This is a genomic window from Spirosoma areae (genome assembly GCF_054781775.1).
In genome coordinates this window covers 1-16,889 of record NZ_BAAGTT010000010.1, presented here as the reverse complement: position 1 = coordinate 16,889, position 16,889 = coordinate 1, and the positions used below count along the sequence as shown (strand labels likewise).

9 protein-coding genes are annotated in these 16,889 nt (G+C 53.3%); 6 read left to right on the top strand and 3 right to left on the bottom strand.

All coding sequences use genetic code 11. The features are described 5' to 3' along the window. The first annotated feature begins 25 nt into the window (after nucleotides 1-25). On the top strand, nucleotides 26-1,573 hold the full coding sequence (locus ACYVI1_RS03745) for a hypothetical protein (RefSeq protein WP_460906844.1): 1,548 nt from the start codon (nucleotides 26-28) through the stop codon (nucleotides 1,571-1,573). 161 nt (nucleotides 1,574-1,734) lie between these two features. On the opposite strand, the gene ACYVI1_RS03740 is transcribed toward ACYVI1_RS03745, so the two are convergent. Then, the gene (locus tag ACYVI1_RS03740; protein ID WP_460906842.1) at nucleotides 1,735-2,700 is read right to left on the bottom strand and encodes an SPFH domain-containing protein; all 966 of its coding nucleotides are present in this window, start codon (nucleotides 2,698-2,700) and stop codon (nucleotides 1,735-1,737) included. Between the two features lie 204 nt (nucleotides 2,701-2,904). On the opposite strand from ACYVI1_RS03740, the gene ACYVI1_RS03735 reads away from it, so the two are divergent. Together ACYVI1_RS03735 and ACYVI1_RS03730 are read left to right on the top strand one after the other, a co-directional pair. Further along, entirely contained in the window at nucleotides 2,905-4,059 is a 1,155-nt protein-coding gene (locus ACYVI1_RS03735) for a zinc-dependent alcohol dehydrogenase (protein WP_460906841.1), read from the top strand. Nucleotides 4,060-4,072: 13 nt separating this feature from the next. Further along, entirely contained in the window at nucleotides 4,073-4,576 is a 504-nt protein-coding gene (locus ACYVI1_RS03730) for a hypothetical protein (RefSeq protein WP_460906839.1), read from the top strand. A gap of 101 nt (nucleotides 4,577-4,677) precedes the next feature. On the opposite strand, the gene ACYVI1_RS03725 is transcribed toward ACYVI1_RS03730, so the two are convergent. Together ACYVI1_RS03725 and polA are read right to left on the bottom strand one after the other, a co-directional pair. After that, entirely contained in the window at nucleotides 4,678-6,420 is a 1,743-nt protein-coding gene (locus ACYVI1_RS03725; protein WP_460906837.1) for a serine hydrolase, read from the bottom strand. Nucleotides 6,421-6,602: 182 nt separating this feature from the next. Further along, a complete protein-coding gene (gene polA, locus ACYVI1_RS03720; protein ID WP_460906835.1) occupies nucleotides 6,603-9,680 on the bottom strand; it encodes a DNA polymerase I in 3,078 nt (1,025 codons plus the stop codon). A 274-nt stretch (nucleotides 9,681-9,954) separates the two neighbouring features. On the opposite strand from polA, the gene ACYVI1_RS03715 reads away from it, so the two are divergent. The 3 genes from ACYVI1_RS03715 to ACYVI1_RS03705 are packed head-to-tail and all read left to right on the top strand — an operon-like array spanning nucleotide 9,955 to nucleotide 16,806. Next, nucleotides 9,955-10,434 carry a hypothetical protein gene (locus ACYVI1_RS03715; protein WP_460906833.1) on the top strand — a complete coding sequence of 160 codons (480 nt, stop codon included), beginning with the start codon at nucleotides 9,955-9,957 and terminating at the stop codon, nucleotides 10,432-10,434. 13 nt (nucleotides 10,435-10,447) lie between these two features. Beyond that, nucleotides 10,448-13,426, top strand: coding sequence for an RHS repeat domain-containing protein (locus ACYVI1_RS03710; protein ID WP_460906831.1), 2,979 nt, complete (start codon nucleotides 10,448-10,450; stop codon nucleotides 13,424-13,426). Then, nucleotides 13,423-16,806, top strand: a complete 3,384-nt coding sequence (locus ACYVI1_RS03705) for a DUF6443 domain-containing protein (RefSeq protein WP_460906829.1) — start codon at nucleotides 13,423-13,425, stop codon at nucleotides 16,804-16,806. The genes ACYVI1_RS03710 and ACYVI1_RS03705 overlap by 4 nt, the downstream gene beginning before the upstream one ends. Nucleotides 16,807-16,889 lie beyond the last annotated feature (83 nt).

Below are 16,889 nucleotides of genomic sequence, written 5' to 3'. Positions count from 1 at the left end.
AAATCACCTGATAGCACCTACCATCATGAGCTTTTTACGACATTGCGCGGCAGTAATCACGTTACTAATACTAAACAGAACCGTTGTATTGGCGCAGGGCACCGTTATTGATAATGGCTCGCCAACTAACAAATGGATTCTGCACAATCCTGAAGACAGCCGAAAAACATTATTTCTCACGCCCTGGAACAACGGCACCTGGGATTGGGGGCTGGGCACTCAGTTTAAATCGACCGGGGATGTTATTTTGCCTGCTAAAGTAAGTATTGGCTCCTATTTTAGTGGTTCACCCAGCTCTACCCTAGAGGTATTGGGGGATTTTCGCACGACAACCGGTCGATTCAGTACTATTTACTCCCAAAATACCGATGGACTCTACCCCACCACCTATGCAAACACCATCGGGGATGCCCAGTTGAGCATTGGGGCTAACTGGACCGCTGGCTACACCGATTTATCGCTGATAAATAGCAACATTGCCAATACCTCTGGCGGGGGATTTAGCTTCTGGCAAATGATGGGTGCAAATTCAAAGAAAATGCTGGCTTATCTGCGGGGCGATGGATCAGTAGGATTTGGAGGAATTATTCCAACGCGTGCTTTAGAGGTTCGGGGCGTAAACCCAATCTTTCGGATTGGTAATTCTACAGCCCAAAATACCCAGGTCAATACGGTCATTGGCGGGATTGAATTTCCAACATCGGGTGAAAACGTATGGATGGCTAAGATAAATGCCAATGTCGGTCCTTTCTCCGACCAACCCTTTTTGACCTTTCACACAGGGGCTGCCAGTGCGGAACAGGTACGTATTACACAAGACGGCAATGTGGGCATCGGCACGGCTAATCCTGCGACAAAATTAGAGGTACGGGGGGGAGCAACCTCGGTCGATTATTTAAATGTTTATCCGCAGAATACCACCGACGAAGGCGGGGAAATTTCGCTTCAGGGGTCTGCCGGAAATCAAAACTGGCAAATGGATGTTTATGGCAACACATTCCGTGTTCATACCAATGGCATTGTGCCGCTTCAATTGTATAGCGACGGGTCAATTATAACAGCGGGAAACGGCTCGTTTAGAGACATTGTCAGCACTGGTACGAATTCATGGGTTTTCCATACACCGGATGATGGACGTTCAGACCTGTTTTTAGCACCCGGCGCACCTGCTCCCGCTTACTGGGATTGGGCTAAACAAACTAAATTCAAGAATAACGGCGATATAACCGTTTCTGGCAATATCGGCATTGGAACCGATACACCCGGTGCATATCGTCTGGCTGTTGAAGGCAAAATCGGCGCACGGGAGGTAGAGGTTAAAACCGGAAGCTGGGCTGATTTTGTGTTTCGGCCCAACTATCGCTTACGACCTTTAACCGAAGTATCCGATTATATAAAAATTCATCAACACTTACCCGAAATTCCGTCCGAAGCCGACGTGAAAGCAAACGGTGTGGGGCTGGGCGAGATGAATGTTAAACTATTGCAAAAAATAGAGGAGTTGACCTTGTATATGATCGAGCAGCAGAAACGGATTGAACGCCTTGAAAAACAAGTTCTGCTCAAACGCTAAGCTGTTTACAGCCCGACTCAACCCATTCCAGCGGATTCATTTCGCCACCAAAAAGCCACACATATTCTCATCGTGTGGCTTTTTGGTGAGGTAGTTATTGCGAGAAGCCCTTTTTTAACCTTCCACCCAAGCTTAACTACTAAAATCACGCTATCCATTCATCATGAATTTCTCGGCTTCGGCGCGGGTGTCGCGATAGACGCTACTTCGGGCAGCGTGTTCATCTTCTCAACGGCCAATAGTTGCTTCATGGTTTTCTCCATGCCATCGGTCGAACCATCTAAGAAAATGACATTTCCCCTGCCATGCTCAGAAAAATGCTTGATGGCCTCGGTCCAGATCGAGAACAAAATCAGCGATGCATCCAGTTTGGCTTCGTTCATCACTTTGGCCGATTCGGCCATGCCCTTCGCCACTTCTTCGCGGAACAGCGCTACACCCTGCCCGCGTAACTGCGAGGCCGTTTTTTCGGCTTCGGCAGAGATTTGGATGGCGTTTCCCTCGGCTTCAGCAGCTTTGGTTTTCGTGATGAGCAGGGCCTGCCCTTCGTTTTCGGCGGCTGCTTTCAGGTTCGAGGAAGCCACGACCTGCGCCATCGACCGCATAATAACCTCATCGAAGGCAATGTCGTTCAGTTGGAGGTCGGTGAGGTGATAGCCCCAGCTTTCCAGCAGCACATCGAGTTGTGACTTAACGTGTTCGATGATTTCGGAGCGCAGAGCCAGAATTTCGGATTGGCGTTTGGTAGCCACAAACGAGCGGATCGAGCCTTCGATGGTCCGAATCAGGGCCTGCATGAACGAGGCTTCGTCGATAAACTTGAAGGCTACGTTTTTGATGACCTCCTCGCCCTGGTTGAGCACGGAATACACCAGCATCGCCTTAAAATTAACGTTGGCCTGGTCGGCGGTGATGGCCTGAAACGCCAGTTCGACGGAGCGGTTCTGAATCGAAATGCGCCGATAGATGAACTCGATAAACGGAATTTTGAAGTTCAGACCGGGCGTCATGACGCGGGCATATTTCCCAAAAACCGTGATGACCGCCACCGTGCCCTGCTGCACAATGACGACTGAGAGATAAATAATAATAAGCGCCAGTACGAAAAAAATGGCTAAAAAACTCATATGGAATGGTGGTTTAGTAAATGGGACACTGCAAGGTACAGAATACCTTGTTTTGGTGGTTAAAATTTTGCCTGACCGGTAGCCGGCCTCAATACGGAGAAGCTTTCTGCCTACGGCCGTTTGCTCATTTAATGCAACCAGCAGGGTATTCATAAGGTTGAGACCTAACAAATACACAGAGGAAATCCTAAAACAAGTCAGTTTATGTTAGCCATGAATTATCGGGGACCCCGTCGGGTCCGTATCGATCACAAACCCATGCCCGAAATCAAGCATCCCGAAGATTGTATTGTTCGGGTTACCCGCTCCTGCATTTGTGGGTCTGATCTGCATTTATACAATGGCAACGTGCCAGATACACGGGTGGGCACGACGTTTGGGCATGAATTCATCGGGGTTGTTGAAGAGATAGGCCCGGAGGTGGAAAAGCTAAAAGTGGGCGACAATGTACTGGTACCGTTCAATGTTGCCTGCGGGAAGTGTCATTTCTGCAAACAGGGGCTGTATGGCAATTGCCATGAATCAAATACCCAGGCCTCGGCCGTAGGGGGTATTTTTGGGTATTCGCATACGGCGGGTGGCTACGATGGCGGGCAGGCCGAGTATGTTCGGGTGCCGTATGCCAATTTCGGCCCTACCGTTATTCCGCCCGACATGGACCCCGATGATGCCGTTTTGCTGACCGATGTAGTACCAACCGGCTACCAGGCCGCCGAAATGGGCGGCATTCAGCCCGGCGATACGGTGGTGGTGTTTGGCGCTGGCCCGGTGGGTATTATGGCGGCACGGTGCGCCTGGCTGTTTGGAGCCGGACGGGTAATCGTGATCGACGAGGTTGAGTACCGGCTTGAGTTTGTCCGCAGCTACGCGCATTGCGAAGCCTATAACTTCCGGGAGATGGACGACCCCGTGGTGTTCATTAAAAAAACAACGGACTGGTTAGGCGCTGATGTCTGCATTGATGCGGTTGGCGCCGAAGCCAGGGGTAGCGCCCTGCAAACGATTACCGGCCGAAAACTGCTGCTGCAGGCGGGTTCGGCTACGGCCGTTCACTGGGCCATCAATTCAGTAAAAAAAGGCGGGGTTGTTTCCATTGTCGGGGTCTATGGGCCTACGGATAATCTGGTTCCCATTGGCAATGTTCTTAATAAAGGGCTTACGATCCGGGCCAATCAGGCGTCGGTGAAGCGGCTTCTGCCCCGGTTAATTGAGCACGTGCAGAACGGCGTGCTTAATCCGAAAGCAATGATTACCCATCGGGTGCCGCTCGAAGAAGTAGCGGAGGCTTATCACATTTTCTCGTCAAAGCTGGATAACTGCATCAAAACCGTTCTTATTCCACCATCAGCCCGATCATAACGAGCCAAAACTTATGGAAAATACACCTAAAGAGTACGCGCATATTCCAGGTTGGGGTATCGACGCCGACCCCAAAAATGATCCGACATATCCCATGCGAAACCGCGCCAACGACGAGCATGAGGGCTACAACTGGGAACGGCCTTCGCAGCAGCCAACCGACATAGAAGTGCTTAAGTCTATTGAGCGCCCCAATACGAGTGCCGTTTTCGGAACGTCCGTACCGCCCTCAGGGCTGAGTGGGGCCATCCGCCGGCTGGCTTTCAAACAAAGCGAATCGGAATATGGGCACTGGCTTCCCTTAATTCTGGCCGACCGGGTTAATGTGATTGAGGGCATCATCGACGATCTGAAACGGGGCCATATTCCTAATATTTTTGCGGAGAAGGGCATGAAAGCCGATTGGAAATATGATAAGAAAGGCCTGGTGCAAACCATTGTTATAACCGCCGTTGTCGTAACGGGTGTTGTGGCTTTCTTCGGCAGAAGCAACAAACCCAAAAAACGCAGGAGATAGGAAGCGGTTTAATGGGTTAGGTAAAGAGTCACGCTGCGATTCCGGGAATACCGAACCGCAGCGTGACTTATTTTTTAACCTGATTTTAAACGTTAAGCGGCTCACCGCACCCGCTTACCCAGCACATCCTGTCCGTTCTGATGCAAAACGAGTTGCTCCACCTCGCCTTTATCGTTGGGAGCAAAGGTTATCTGTGCATCGACGACTTTGAGGTAAAATTTGGTTTTCGACTCAGCAAATAACTCAAACCGGCTCTGTCCGGTGGCTTGTCCGTAGAGTTTGTCGCCCTCCCGCGTAATGAGGATGGCAAATGCCGGAGCCAGTTGGTAATTGCCAACGTAAGAGGCCAGCATGGCCGTATCGACCGCCATGACTACCGCCTTAGGGGCCTCAGCGGCTTCCCCTAATTCGTTCAGTTTAGCGAAGCCGTTGGCGTTTCGGGGGTTTAGTTCCACCGATTTTTTATAATCCTGAATGGCCGCCGGCTTGTTGCCAGCTTTCATATACGCTTCGCCCCGGCTATCATACACATTGGCGGATGTTGGAAACGACTCCACATTAAGGGTAAAGACGGTTAGTGCCTCCGCCGTTTTCCCTTCTTCCAGGAACGTATAGCCAAGACTATTCAGGTCGTTTTCGTTCAGGCTATAAGCTTTATCGGCCTTCCAGGCACTAAACTTCTGCTTCGTTTTTTCCAGCGGATCAGTCAGCACCGACTGCCGAAGTACCACAGAAACGGGCTTTTTCGGGGCTTCAATGGGTTGATCGTAGAGAATACTGACGATGTTTTTACGAATGTCGTTTAGCGGTGCCCCGCCTGTGTTGTTCAGCAGAACCACGAACTGTTTATCCTTTGGCAGCCGGCTGATCAATGTATTAAAGCCATTAATGCCGCCCCCATGTTCAATCACGAGCAGACTGTCTGTTAACTGACCAACCTTCACTTTGCCAACGCCCCATCCGTAGGCATATCCCTGCAAATACGGTGTGTACATCGTTGCTTTTGCGCTGGCTGGCAGTAGTTTATCGGTGTAGAGGGCCTGATCCCAGCGGTATAAATCCTCGACGGTTGAGTATAACGACCCAGCCGCATAGGGGATCGACATGTCTAAATAGGGCGCATTGACATACCCATTGCTGCGCTTCTCGTAACCCGTTGCCCGTTTCGGTAAAATAGGGCTGAACAAATCGTAGCCAGTATCCTGCAGTTGCGCGGGACTGAGGATGTTGGCTTTCAGCACATCGGCGTAGGCTTTTCCCGTCACTTTTTCGATGATGACGCCCAGCAGAAAATAGCCGGAGTTACTGTATGAAAACTTCGAGCCGGGTTCGAACTCCAATGGTAGGCCGGCGAATTCCTTCGTGAACGCTTCGGGGTTGTAGGGGTTGCGGCTTTTGGTCGCAAAAAAATCGGTAAAGCTGGTATAGTTGGGAATACCCGACGTGTGCGTCAGCAGGTGGTGAATCGTAATTTTGTCGCCCGTAGCTTTCGGGTAATCGGGCAAATAGTCGGTGACTTTCCCCGTCAGTTTCAGCTTGCCCTGTTCAACCAACTGCATAATGAGCATGGCCGTAAACTGCTTGGTGATGGAACCCAGCCGAAATTTGGTATCGGGCGCGTTGGGAATGTTCCACTCCATATTGGCCATGCCATACCCTTTTTTGAAAATCACCTGTCCTTTTTCGGCTACCAGCACCGACCCGTTAAATTGCCGATTGGCCACGTATTGCTGAAGAAGTGCGTCAATTTTAGCCGATTTGGTTTGGGCAACCGTCGCTGACACAGCCAGCAGGATAGCAATCAGCGTTAGGCTTAGCTGGTTGAGTGTAGTTCGTTTTTTCATGGGAGACACGATGGAAATGTGATGGTTGACCAATTGTCGGCTAAGATTAGTCTTTTCCTCGTTTCAACCACCGACAAACTTATTGGTCGGTTGACCGTCTGGATAAATGGCAGAAAAAACCCCGGCCTGAACTCAGCGGTTCGGGACGGGGCAGGCATGAGATTGAAAGATGAGCGGTGTTTTCAATGCGCCAGCAGCCAGTTTGCGCCGGTGCCGATGCCGGTTTCCATCTGCACGCCCATCGGAATGGCGTTTCTCATGATGTCATTGACGCGCTCCCGCAGCAACTCTATCTCGCCACGGTGGGCATCGAAAACCAATTCGTCGTGTACGGTCAGAATCATTTTTGACTTCAACCGCTCGGCCCGCATGAACTCGTGAATGCGAATCATGGCAATTTTGAGCATGTCGGCGGCACTGCCCTGAATGGGCGCGTTCACGGCGTTGCGCTCGGCAAACATCCGGTCGGTTATGTTGCGCGAGTTAATGTCGCGCAGGTACCGGCGCCGACCCAGAATCGTTTCGGCGTAGCCAAAGCCCCGCGCTTTCTCGATGCACTGGTCGATGTAGGCTTTCACCGCCGGAAACTCCGCAAAATAGTCGTCGATAATTTGCGCGGCTTCTTTGCGCGGAATCTTCAGCCGGGCTGCCAGACCAAACGATGAAATGCCGTAAATAATCCCAAAATTAATGGTTTTGGCTTTCCGGCGCATGTCGCCCGTTACCTCGTCCAGCCCGACATGAAACACTTTGCTGGCAGTTTGGGTGTGAATATCGACGCCATTATTAAACGCATCGAGCATGGTTTGGTCGCCACTGAAGGCGGCCATAATCCGCAACTCAATTTGCGAATAGTCGGCCGACATAATCACAAACTCCGGCCCGCGCGGCACAAATGCTTTGCGGATTTCCTTCCCGCGCGGAGTACGAATCGGGATGTTTTGCAGGTTGGGGTTAACCGACGACAACCGCCCGGTGGAGGCAACTGCCTGATTGAACGACGTATGAATCCGGCCCGTGCGCTTGCTAATCAGCAGCGGCAGCACATCAACGTAGGTATTCTTAAGCTTAATCAATTCGCGGTAGTCCAGAATTTTCCGGGCAATTTCGTGCTCGGCTTCAAGTTTCGACAAAATCTCCTCCCCCGTTGCATACTGACCGCTTTTGGTTTTCTTGGCGTTCTTGTCGAGTTTGAGCCGGTCGAACAGCACTTCGCCCAACTGCTTGGGCGACCCGATGTTGAAGGGTTCACCGGCGATGTCGAAAATCTCCTGCTGCACCTGCTTCATGTCCACCTCGAGCGTGGCCGACAGGTCGGCCAGAGCGTTCGTATCTAAGCTAATGCCTTCCAGTTCGAGGTCGGTCAATACTTGCACGAGGGGCATCTCGACCTGATCGAAGAGTTTGTAGAGGCTGTCTTTTTCGAGCCGGGGTGCAAACACTTCCTTGAGCTGGAGCGTGATGTCGGCATCCTCACCCGCGTATTCGACCACTTTCTGCACGTCCACATCGCGCATCGTCAACTGGCCTTTGCCTTTCCTGCCAATCAGCGATTCAATCTCGACAGGCTGGTAGTTGAGGTAGGTCATAGCCATCATGTCCATGTTGTGGCGCATTTCCGGCTCAATGAGGTAATGGGCAATCATGGTGTCGAACAGTTTGCCCTGCACTTCCACGCCGTATTTTTTCAGCATCAGCAAATCATATTTCAGATTCTGCCCGATTTTCAGAATCGCCGGGTTTTCAAAAACCGGCTTGAACTGATCGACAACACCCTGCGCTTCGGTGCGGTCTTCCGGGACCGGCACATAAAACGCTTCGCCGGCTCGGTAGGCAAACGACATACCCACCAGATCGGCCTCAACGGGGTCGATGGCGGTAGTTTCGGAGTCGAAACAGATGCTTTCCTGCAGGCTCAGGTAATGCACCAGACTCGCCCGTAATTCGGGCGTATCGACCAACCGATAATCATGCTTTACGGACAGGATGGTTTTCCGGCGTTCGGGCTGGTTTTCGTCAATTTCGTAGTCGGGGTAAACATCGAGATAAGCTGGTTGTTCTGTCACTTCTGCGCCAACCTTATCGTCCGTTGTGATGGTGTCAGTCACGGCCGTTGGGGTGGCTTCTGCCGCCGATGCAACGGGAGCTTTCACGGCGGTGCGTTTGGCTTTCGGCTTTTCGGCTGGTGGAGCCGCAACTGAGGGCTGCGATTCAAAATCGAACGGCAAATCGTCGGCACCGGAGGGCTTCAGCGCACTCATGTTCGGGAATGGCAAAAACGCCGGGCTGTCACCTCCCGGCGAATCGAACAGGTCCATCTGCCTGGGAGTTGCCGGGCTAATGGTTTTAAAGGCGGCTGGCAGGGGCGGCTCGTCATAACCGGCACCCAGCAAGCGGGTTTTCATCTGCCGGAATTCGAGTTCATCCAGCAGGGCTGCCAGCCGGGGTTTGTCGTATTCGGTATGCCGGAGTCGATCTTCATCGAACGCCACCGGCACGTCTAAATGAATGGTTGCCAGCTCTTTCGACAGCAAGCCCTGCTGCCCGAAATTGACAACGTTTTCTTTGAGTTTTCCTTTGAGTTCATCGGCGCGGGCAATTAGGTTTTCGACCGAGCCAAAATCAGCGATGAGTTTCTGGGCTGTTTTTTCGCCCACGCCCGGAATTCCCGGAATATTATCGACCGAATCGCCCATCAGTCCGAGCATGTCGGTCACCTGTCCGATGTGTTCAATTTGCCAGCGGTCCAGAATGTCATTTACGCCCAGCTTCTCGGCCGGTTTACCCATGAAGGCGGGTTTATAGATGTGAATATGCTCTTCCACCAACTGCCCGTAATCTTTATCGGGCGTCATCATATAAACCTCAAAATCAGCCAGTACCGCTTTTTTTGCAATGGTTCCAATAATGTCGTCGGCTTCGTAGCCATCCAGAATCAGGATGGGAATGTGCATGGCTTCCACGATCTGCTTGATGTAGGGCGTTGCCACGCTGATGTCTTCGGGCTGCGACTGGCGCGTAGCCTTATACAGCGGAAACTGCTCATGCCGGAAGGTTTTTTTCGAGGAGTCGAAAGCGACACCAATGTGCGTGGGTTTTTCCTTCGTCAGTACCTCAATCATGGCATTCATGAAGCCGAAGATAGCCGACGTATTCACGCCCCGCGACGAAATGCGGGGCGATTTACTGAAGGCAAAATGAGCGCGGTAAATCAGGGCCAGCGCATCTAACAGAAAGAGTTTTTTTTGTGGTTTAGCCATTCGATAGGGTCACAGATCAAGGCCTCAAAGGTCGAAAGTCCTGCGGACAATCACGCGCTTTAGGCTTGACAAATTGCTAAAAAAACGGGCCAATCCCGGCATATATACAACAGCCGGGAGGAGGTTTTGATTCCTGCTTTATTCGTTGGGGTTCGACGCAGTGGGTCGAATTTTAAATCAGCTTATCAACAGCTAACAATCAGGAGAAACAAGTTTTGGCATACGTTTTGTACTTTATTTTGGTCAGTAAATATAATATCAAAGAGCCAATTTAATGAAATCAATTTATTTATCCATTCTTCAGATTCTTCTCTTAGTTGTTGCTGCTTCATTTTTTATGGTCGGGCAAGCTCAGCCAGACAATCGGGTCGATTTTCCGCACTACGTAGCCATTGGTCCTACATGTTATACGCTAACCGCGCCGACCGGCTACAATTTACTGGTTGAAGGGGGCATTCTGACGGAACGGTTGCGGGTAGCCACCAAAAATGGCACTAACTGGGCCGATTATGTTTTTTCGCCAGGCTACCGATTAGCGCCACTTTCGGAGGTCCAACAGTATGTGCGTCGGCATGGCCATTTGTCCGGTATTCCATCCGCCAGCCAGGTTGCTCAGGAAGGTATTGATGTGGCGCAGATGCAGGCCCGGATGATGAGCAAGATTGAAGAACTAACCCTGTACGTCATTCGTCAGGAGGCTGAAATTGCCCGTTTACGCCGACGGGTAGCGCGGCAGAATCCACGTCATCGTTAATCCCTCCATTCAGATGAAATTAACCTTTTGCTACGCCCTGCTGGTGTGGCTGGCTGTGCCTTTTCGTGTAGCACTGGCCCAGAAGATGCCTGTTGATTCGGTCATTATTCCGTCCATCAGTCAATCGGTTCAGGATGAACTGATTCCTCAGATTACCCCTAAATCGCCAACGGCGGCTGCCCTGAGTCGGTACGGTGAATACCCGGTTAGTATGTACACTGGTTTGCCAACGATTGAGATTCCGATTCACGAGTTTAAGGTGGGTAGCCTCACCGTGCCGATCAAGCTAACCTATCATGCATCGGGCAACAAAGTTAACGACCATGCCTCCTGGGTAGGACTGGGCTGGAGCCTGCAAACCGGCGGTATGATCACCCGGAACGTGCAGAGCCGCCCCGATGAACAGGGCGCACCCACAACGGGCGTATTGGGTCAAACCATTACGTCGCCTGCCTACAATCCTTCCTGTCCTACCGATGCCAGTAACCTGGCGGTCAGCGATTTGGCCGACAACCTAAAAGATAGTCAGCGCGATTTATTTGCGTATCGGACTCCGGCAGGCAGCAACTCGTTTATCCTAACACCCACGGCTACGGGCTTTGCCCTGCTGAATAGCGAACCCATTAGCCTGACCACAGACACTAACCTTACGTCGTTTACGCTCACCGATGCGACCGGCACCCGCTTTCGGTTTACCGATGGCGAAGCAACGAACATATCAAGCCCGCCCGCCAATGGATACAGCACCTACACCAGTGCCTGGTATCTGAACGAAATTAGTAGCCTGAATACCTCCGAACGGGCGGTTTATACCTACACAGCACCGTTCACTCAGCCATCAGCTCCCGAACCCATCGACACCTGGGTGGTACAGGCCAACCTGACCGAAACCGAAATCGGCGGCTCTGGGGTACAGACCGGCATTACGAGCCAAACCAATCGCGACGGCGCACTGCTCATCAGTGCGCGACTACCCACCCAAATTCAGTTTCCGGGCGGGAAAATCGAGTTTGCTCTTGAAAGCCGGACGGACGGTGGTTATGGGCTGGATTATATCGACGTGTTCAGCTACGACATAGTCAGCAGTGGATTTTCGCTCATCAAACGATTTGATTTTCAGTACGTCAGCAAAGTACGGAGTAGCGGAGGAGGTTCCGAAATCTTTTTGGATGCCATCCGGCTTATGCAGAACGACGGAACCACCGTGGTGGGAGCGTATTCGTTTGCGTATAACGAAGCGGTTGCGCTGCCCAACGCTGGCAGCAAAGCAAAGGACTATTGGGGCTATTACAACACCAACGCGGGCCTGACGCTGATTGCCACCCAAACCCTGACGGTGCAGGAGCGAACCAACAACCCGGCTACCACTACCTTTACCATCGGCGACGCCAACCGCAACCCCGACGAGAGCCGGATGAAAGCCTGGATATTGACAGGTATTCAGTACCCGACGGGTGGCTCCACCCAATTTGACTTTGAGGCCAACCGCTATACCGACAACAGCACGGTACGCCTGGCGGGCGGGCTGCGCGTTCGGCAAATCCGTTCCTATACGGCTCCTACTCAGTTGGCCACGAAGAAAACGTATTACTACGGCCTTAATCAATCGGGCGTGGGGACGTTTCGGTCCAACATAGCCAGAACCTACACCGACCTGCTGACGCTCAACTTCTTTCAGCCCGCCGGAACCGGTTCGCCCAAAAGTTACAGCTACCAGGCATACACCTACAGTTCTGTACCGAGTTATCCCCTATCGCCCGATGAGGGCAGCCCCGTTACGTACCCGGAAGTGGCTGAATATGTGGAAGATGCCAGCAGCAATACGACCGGAAAAACCGTGTATGAGTTTCGGGATGCGGCTGTGGATTCGTACATCGAGGTTGGCGGAGGGCGGGGGTTCCGAACCAGCCGAAGCTGGGACCGGGGGCAATTGGTGCAGAAAACAATCACGGATACCAACGGACAACTACGCGCCAAAACCCAGAATGCCTATACCTCCCTGGGCGTAGGCAGCACGGCAACCCCGGCAGGGATTCTGATTCACCGAACCGTTAAACAGATTGGGTTTAAGCAAAGCAATGGCTCGTGCAACACGGTCGATGACGTGTATCAGCCGTTTCAAACCTATGCTTTCAGCTACGGAACCACCAAACTCAGCAGCAGCAGCGAGTATCTGTATGCCGACGACAATTCAGGCAACTACACCCTCAAAACTACCCAAACCGCCTATGACGCGGGATTTTATATGCCCCGCGAAATCCGCCTGCTGACCGAAGGACCGGCTTCGTCGGGCAATGCCATCGTTGGGACACAGTTTAGCTATCCGCAGGATTTCGGTTCTATTCCGGCCGGTGCCGGTAGCGCCGAACTGCTGGGTATCCGGGCTTTGCAGGCCCGAAACGCCTATCTGCCCGTTGAGGAAGTTCAGTTCAGGCAGGAAACTACCACAGCCGGGAAAGACTATAAAACGGGAAAGCTGACCACCTATACGCCCACTACGCTCAACGGCCGCGCCACCGCCCTGCCCTACCGGACGTACCGGCTCGAATCGCTGTATACTTCGTTTCCGGGCAGCAATCCCTATCAATCGTCAGCGCAGCGGTATGTGGCGTCGGGCAACGCGGGGACTTTTCCCGTCGATCCGCGCATGGCGCTGCGGCTCACCCTGAATAGCTACGATGCCAACGGGAATCTGACGGGCTACACGCTCACCCATGGGTCAGCAACGGCCTTCGCCTACAATACCTACACACCGGCGGGCGGGGTCCTGTTTTCGGTGGTGAGTCAGCAGACACTCAATGCCGGACAGCCCAACGCCCAAACCAGCGCCTTCACCTACACGCGCCCGCTGCTGGGGCCGCAGACCACCACCGATGCGCGGGGCATAACGACTACTTACGTTTATGATGGCTTCGGGCGGCTGATAACCCTTAAAGACAAAGACGGATTCGTGCTCAAGCAATATTCATACCATTATGCAACCCAGCCATGAGACGATATTTTTTCAACAAGATTATTGCAGGAACTTTCATAATTTTTTCAGGAATATTTTCTGCCTCTGCCCAGGTATCACCCAGCGCTGGAAAGACCTACGTGGTGGAGCAAACACCCCGCACCGCCCAAAGTGCCGTATCGCTCAGCAGCAGTTATGTGAACACGCCCACTACGGTCTCGTATCTGGATGGACTGGGGCGGCCTGCCCAAACCGTGCAGGTGCGGGGAGCCGGTGATGCCACCACCGATATTGTGACCAACGCCACCACGTACGATGCCTTTGGCCGACCCAGCCAGCGTTTTCTGCCCGTGCCCGGCGGGGTGGGCGGGGCTTTGCTGAACAACCCCCAGACTGCCGGAGCCGGGTTCTACGGCGATGCCAACCCCTACAGCGAAACCGTTTACGAAACCAGCCCGCTCAACCGCCCCGCCCAGCAGTGGGGGCCGGGCCAGAACTGGCGCACCGCCAACCGAAAACAGCAGGTGAGCTACGGGGTGGCCGCCCCCAATACCGTATTGCGCTTTAAGGTCAATTTTTTCTCCAGCGTCATCTACGCCAACATAGAAGGCTCGTCGGGCTGGGATTATTTTGGCCCGCACGACGTGGCGACCCGGACCCTGACCGACGAGCAGACTAACCAAACCATCGACTACACCGATTTGCAGGGGCGGCTGATCCGGCACGACGTGCTGCTGCCCGCGCAGACGCTGACGACGATGTATGTCTACGACCCGTATGAGCGATTAGCCGCCGTGATACCGCCTAAGCTCTACGACTGGTTTGTGGCCGGGGGCTACACCACCGCCCTGTATTTCTCTCTCGGTGGCGATCCCAACACGCCCAATCCGCAGTTTACCGACAATTGTTACGTGTATCAGCACGACGCCAGGGGCCGGGTTATCCGAAAACACATTCCGTCGGCGGGTTGGACCGACTTAGTGTATGACCGGCAGGACCGGCCCGTGATGAGCCAGGACCGGCAGGACAAGGCCGACAACGCCTGGCGGTTTACCCGCTACGACGGCCTGAGCCGGGCCAGTCAAACCGGGCGACTCCCCCTGAGTCGGACCGCCGACGACCTGCGTACCGATTTTATCGGCGTGAGTCAGGAAACTTTTCCAGCCACCGTTAGCCCCGCCGGAACCGACCTGCTGACCGAGAACATTTATGACAATTACATAGGTTCGCCCCTGAGTTTCAATCCTGATGGTGCCTACTCGACTCCCTGGGCCAATGCCACCGGCCTGCTGACCCGCACCGGCGAACGAAACTTAGAAACAGGAGCCTGGTATTCCTCGGCCTTCTGGTACGACGACAAAGCCCGGCCCATTCAGACCCAAATTCAGAATCACCTGAATGGTATCAACCTGACCGATGTACAGTATCGTTTTAATGGGGAGGTAGCCGAAAAAAGAGTTTTCGAGGATGTACCGGTCTATGGTTCGGGAGGTTCCTCCTGGGAGCTATATACCCATGACCACCTCAGCCGCCCGGTAAGCGTGAGTTATACGCCATCCGACGAATTCTTCGAAATGGCCCGCTACGGCTATGATGCCATCGGGCGGATGAGCCAGAAACTGATTCAGCCCACCGGAAGCAGCAGTGGCACGGCAACCGGCGGGGGAAACTCCATTACCCGCACGGCCAATCCACCGGTGGGCACCACGCTGGATCAGGCCCCGGATTTTGTGGAAATCCTGCCCCAAAACTTCGACATCAATCACCAGAGCAACCCCAGCGGAATCTACGAAGCCCGCATTGGGCCAAACACAGGTAGCCCAACCCCTACCCCCGCCCTGCAAACCCTCGACTACCGCTACCACATCCGGGGCTGGCTGCGGGGTATCAACACCGATGCCAGCGGCCAGCCCTCCCTCAATACCGCACAAAACGACCTCTTCGCCTTCGGCTTAGACTACGAAACCGCAGGCTATTATGATGGCAATATCGGCCAGCAAAGCTGGTTGGGTAGCCAGCAGCCCAGCCAGATACGCCACTACACCTACGCCTACGATGCGGCCAAACGCCTGACAGCGGCCACCTACTCCGGGGCGTCGGGCGAGAACTACTCCCTGTCGGCTATGGCCTACGATGCCAATGGCAACATCACCGCCCTGAACCGGACCGGCATCGACCAGTTGAGCTATGGCTACGCCGAAGGCAATAAGCTGCTCTCAGTCTCGGATGCCAGCGGCAATACCGCCGGGTTCGCCGATGGCAACACAGCGGGCAACGACTACGCCTACTGGCCCGACGGCAGTTTGAAGCAGGACCTCAACCGGGGCATCACCACCATTCAGTACAACCTCCTCAAGCTGCCTAAGCAAATCAGTTTCAGCACGGGCAAAGTTGTCTCCTTCACCTACACCGCCAGCGGCCAAAAACTCCGCATGAGCACCTCCACAGGTGAAGTGCGCGACTACCTGCCCCACGCGGAGTTTGTCAACGGTGCGTTTGGCCACCAGATGACCCCCGAAGGGCGGGCCTATGCGCCGGGCATCTACGAGTATGCCTACGCCGACCACCTGGGCAGCATCCGGGCACTCTTTCGGGACTCGGCGGGGGTGGCTACCCTGACCCAGCGCACCGACTACGACCCCTGGGGCCTGGAGCTATCGGGGCTGGCCTACCAGAGCACTACCAACCCCAACCGGCTGCGCTTCAACGGAAAGGAGAGCCTGCCCGAACTGGGGACTGGTTGGCTGGATTTCAGCCGACGCGGGTATGATGCCCTGATTGGACGCATGCATCAGGTGGATGCAGCCGCCGAGATGTTTGCCCCGGTGTCGGGCTATAGTTTTGGCTTGAATAATCCGATTTTCAACATCGACCCCACCGGCGATACGACCGTGCCCTACAACCAGTTGGATATGCACACCTTTGACACCCAGCGGGATGATGTCCTGCTGAATGCGTTGACAGTGACAGCTCAGCGACAGGGCGATACCGGCTCATCAGGCACATCGTCGGGGGAGTGGTTGGTCAACGAAAGCGGGCAACGCATCAATCGGAATGGCAGCGCCTATTGGGACCCAACTAATCTGTTTAGTAGCCAAATGATGATCGTGCCCAAATCAGAAGGTAGTGAGTGGGTGGATTGGGCGGATAATATATTGGCTATCTTTAGCCCGCTTAAAGCCTTGCAGGGACTCACGCTACTAAGTAAGATTAATCCTGTTGGAAAAGCTAAAGCAACAGCAGATTTAATTGAGTTGGCTGCTAAAGCAGGAAAAAAATTAGTTGAAGTTAAAGAGTTTGGGAGACTTCACGGACAAAAAGTTTTTCGTTATGAAAACAAGTACTATTCAATGGATGTAGATAAGCACAATGGAGGAGCTTGGGGTAGTGGTAAGATAGCCGCTGATGACTTATCTTAGCCCGATGATAAGCGAAGTTAAACAATACACCTGCTCCCGCTGTGGTAGTGTCAATTTACGCAAAAACGGGCACTCGGCCGAAG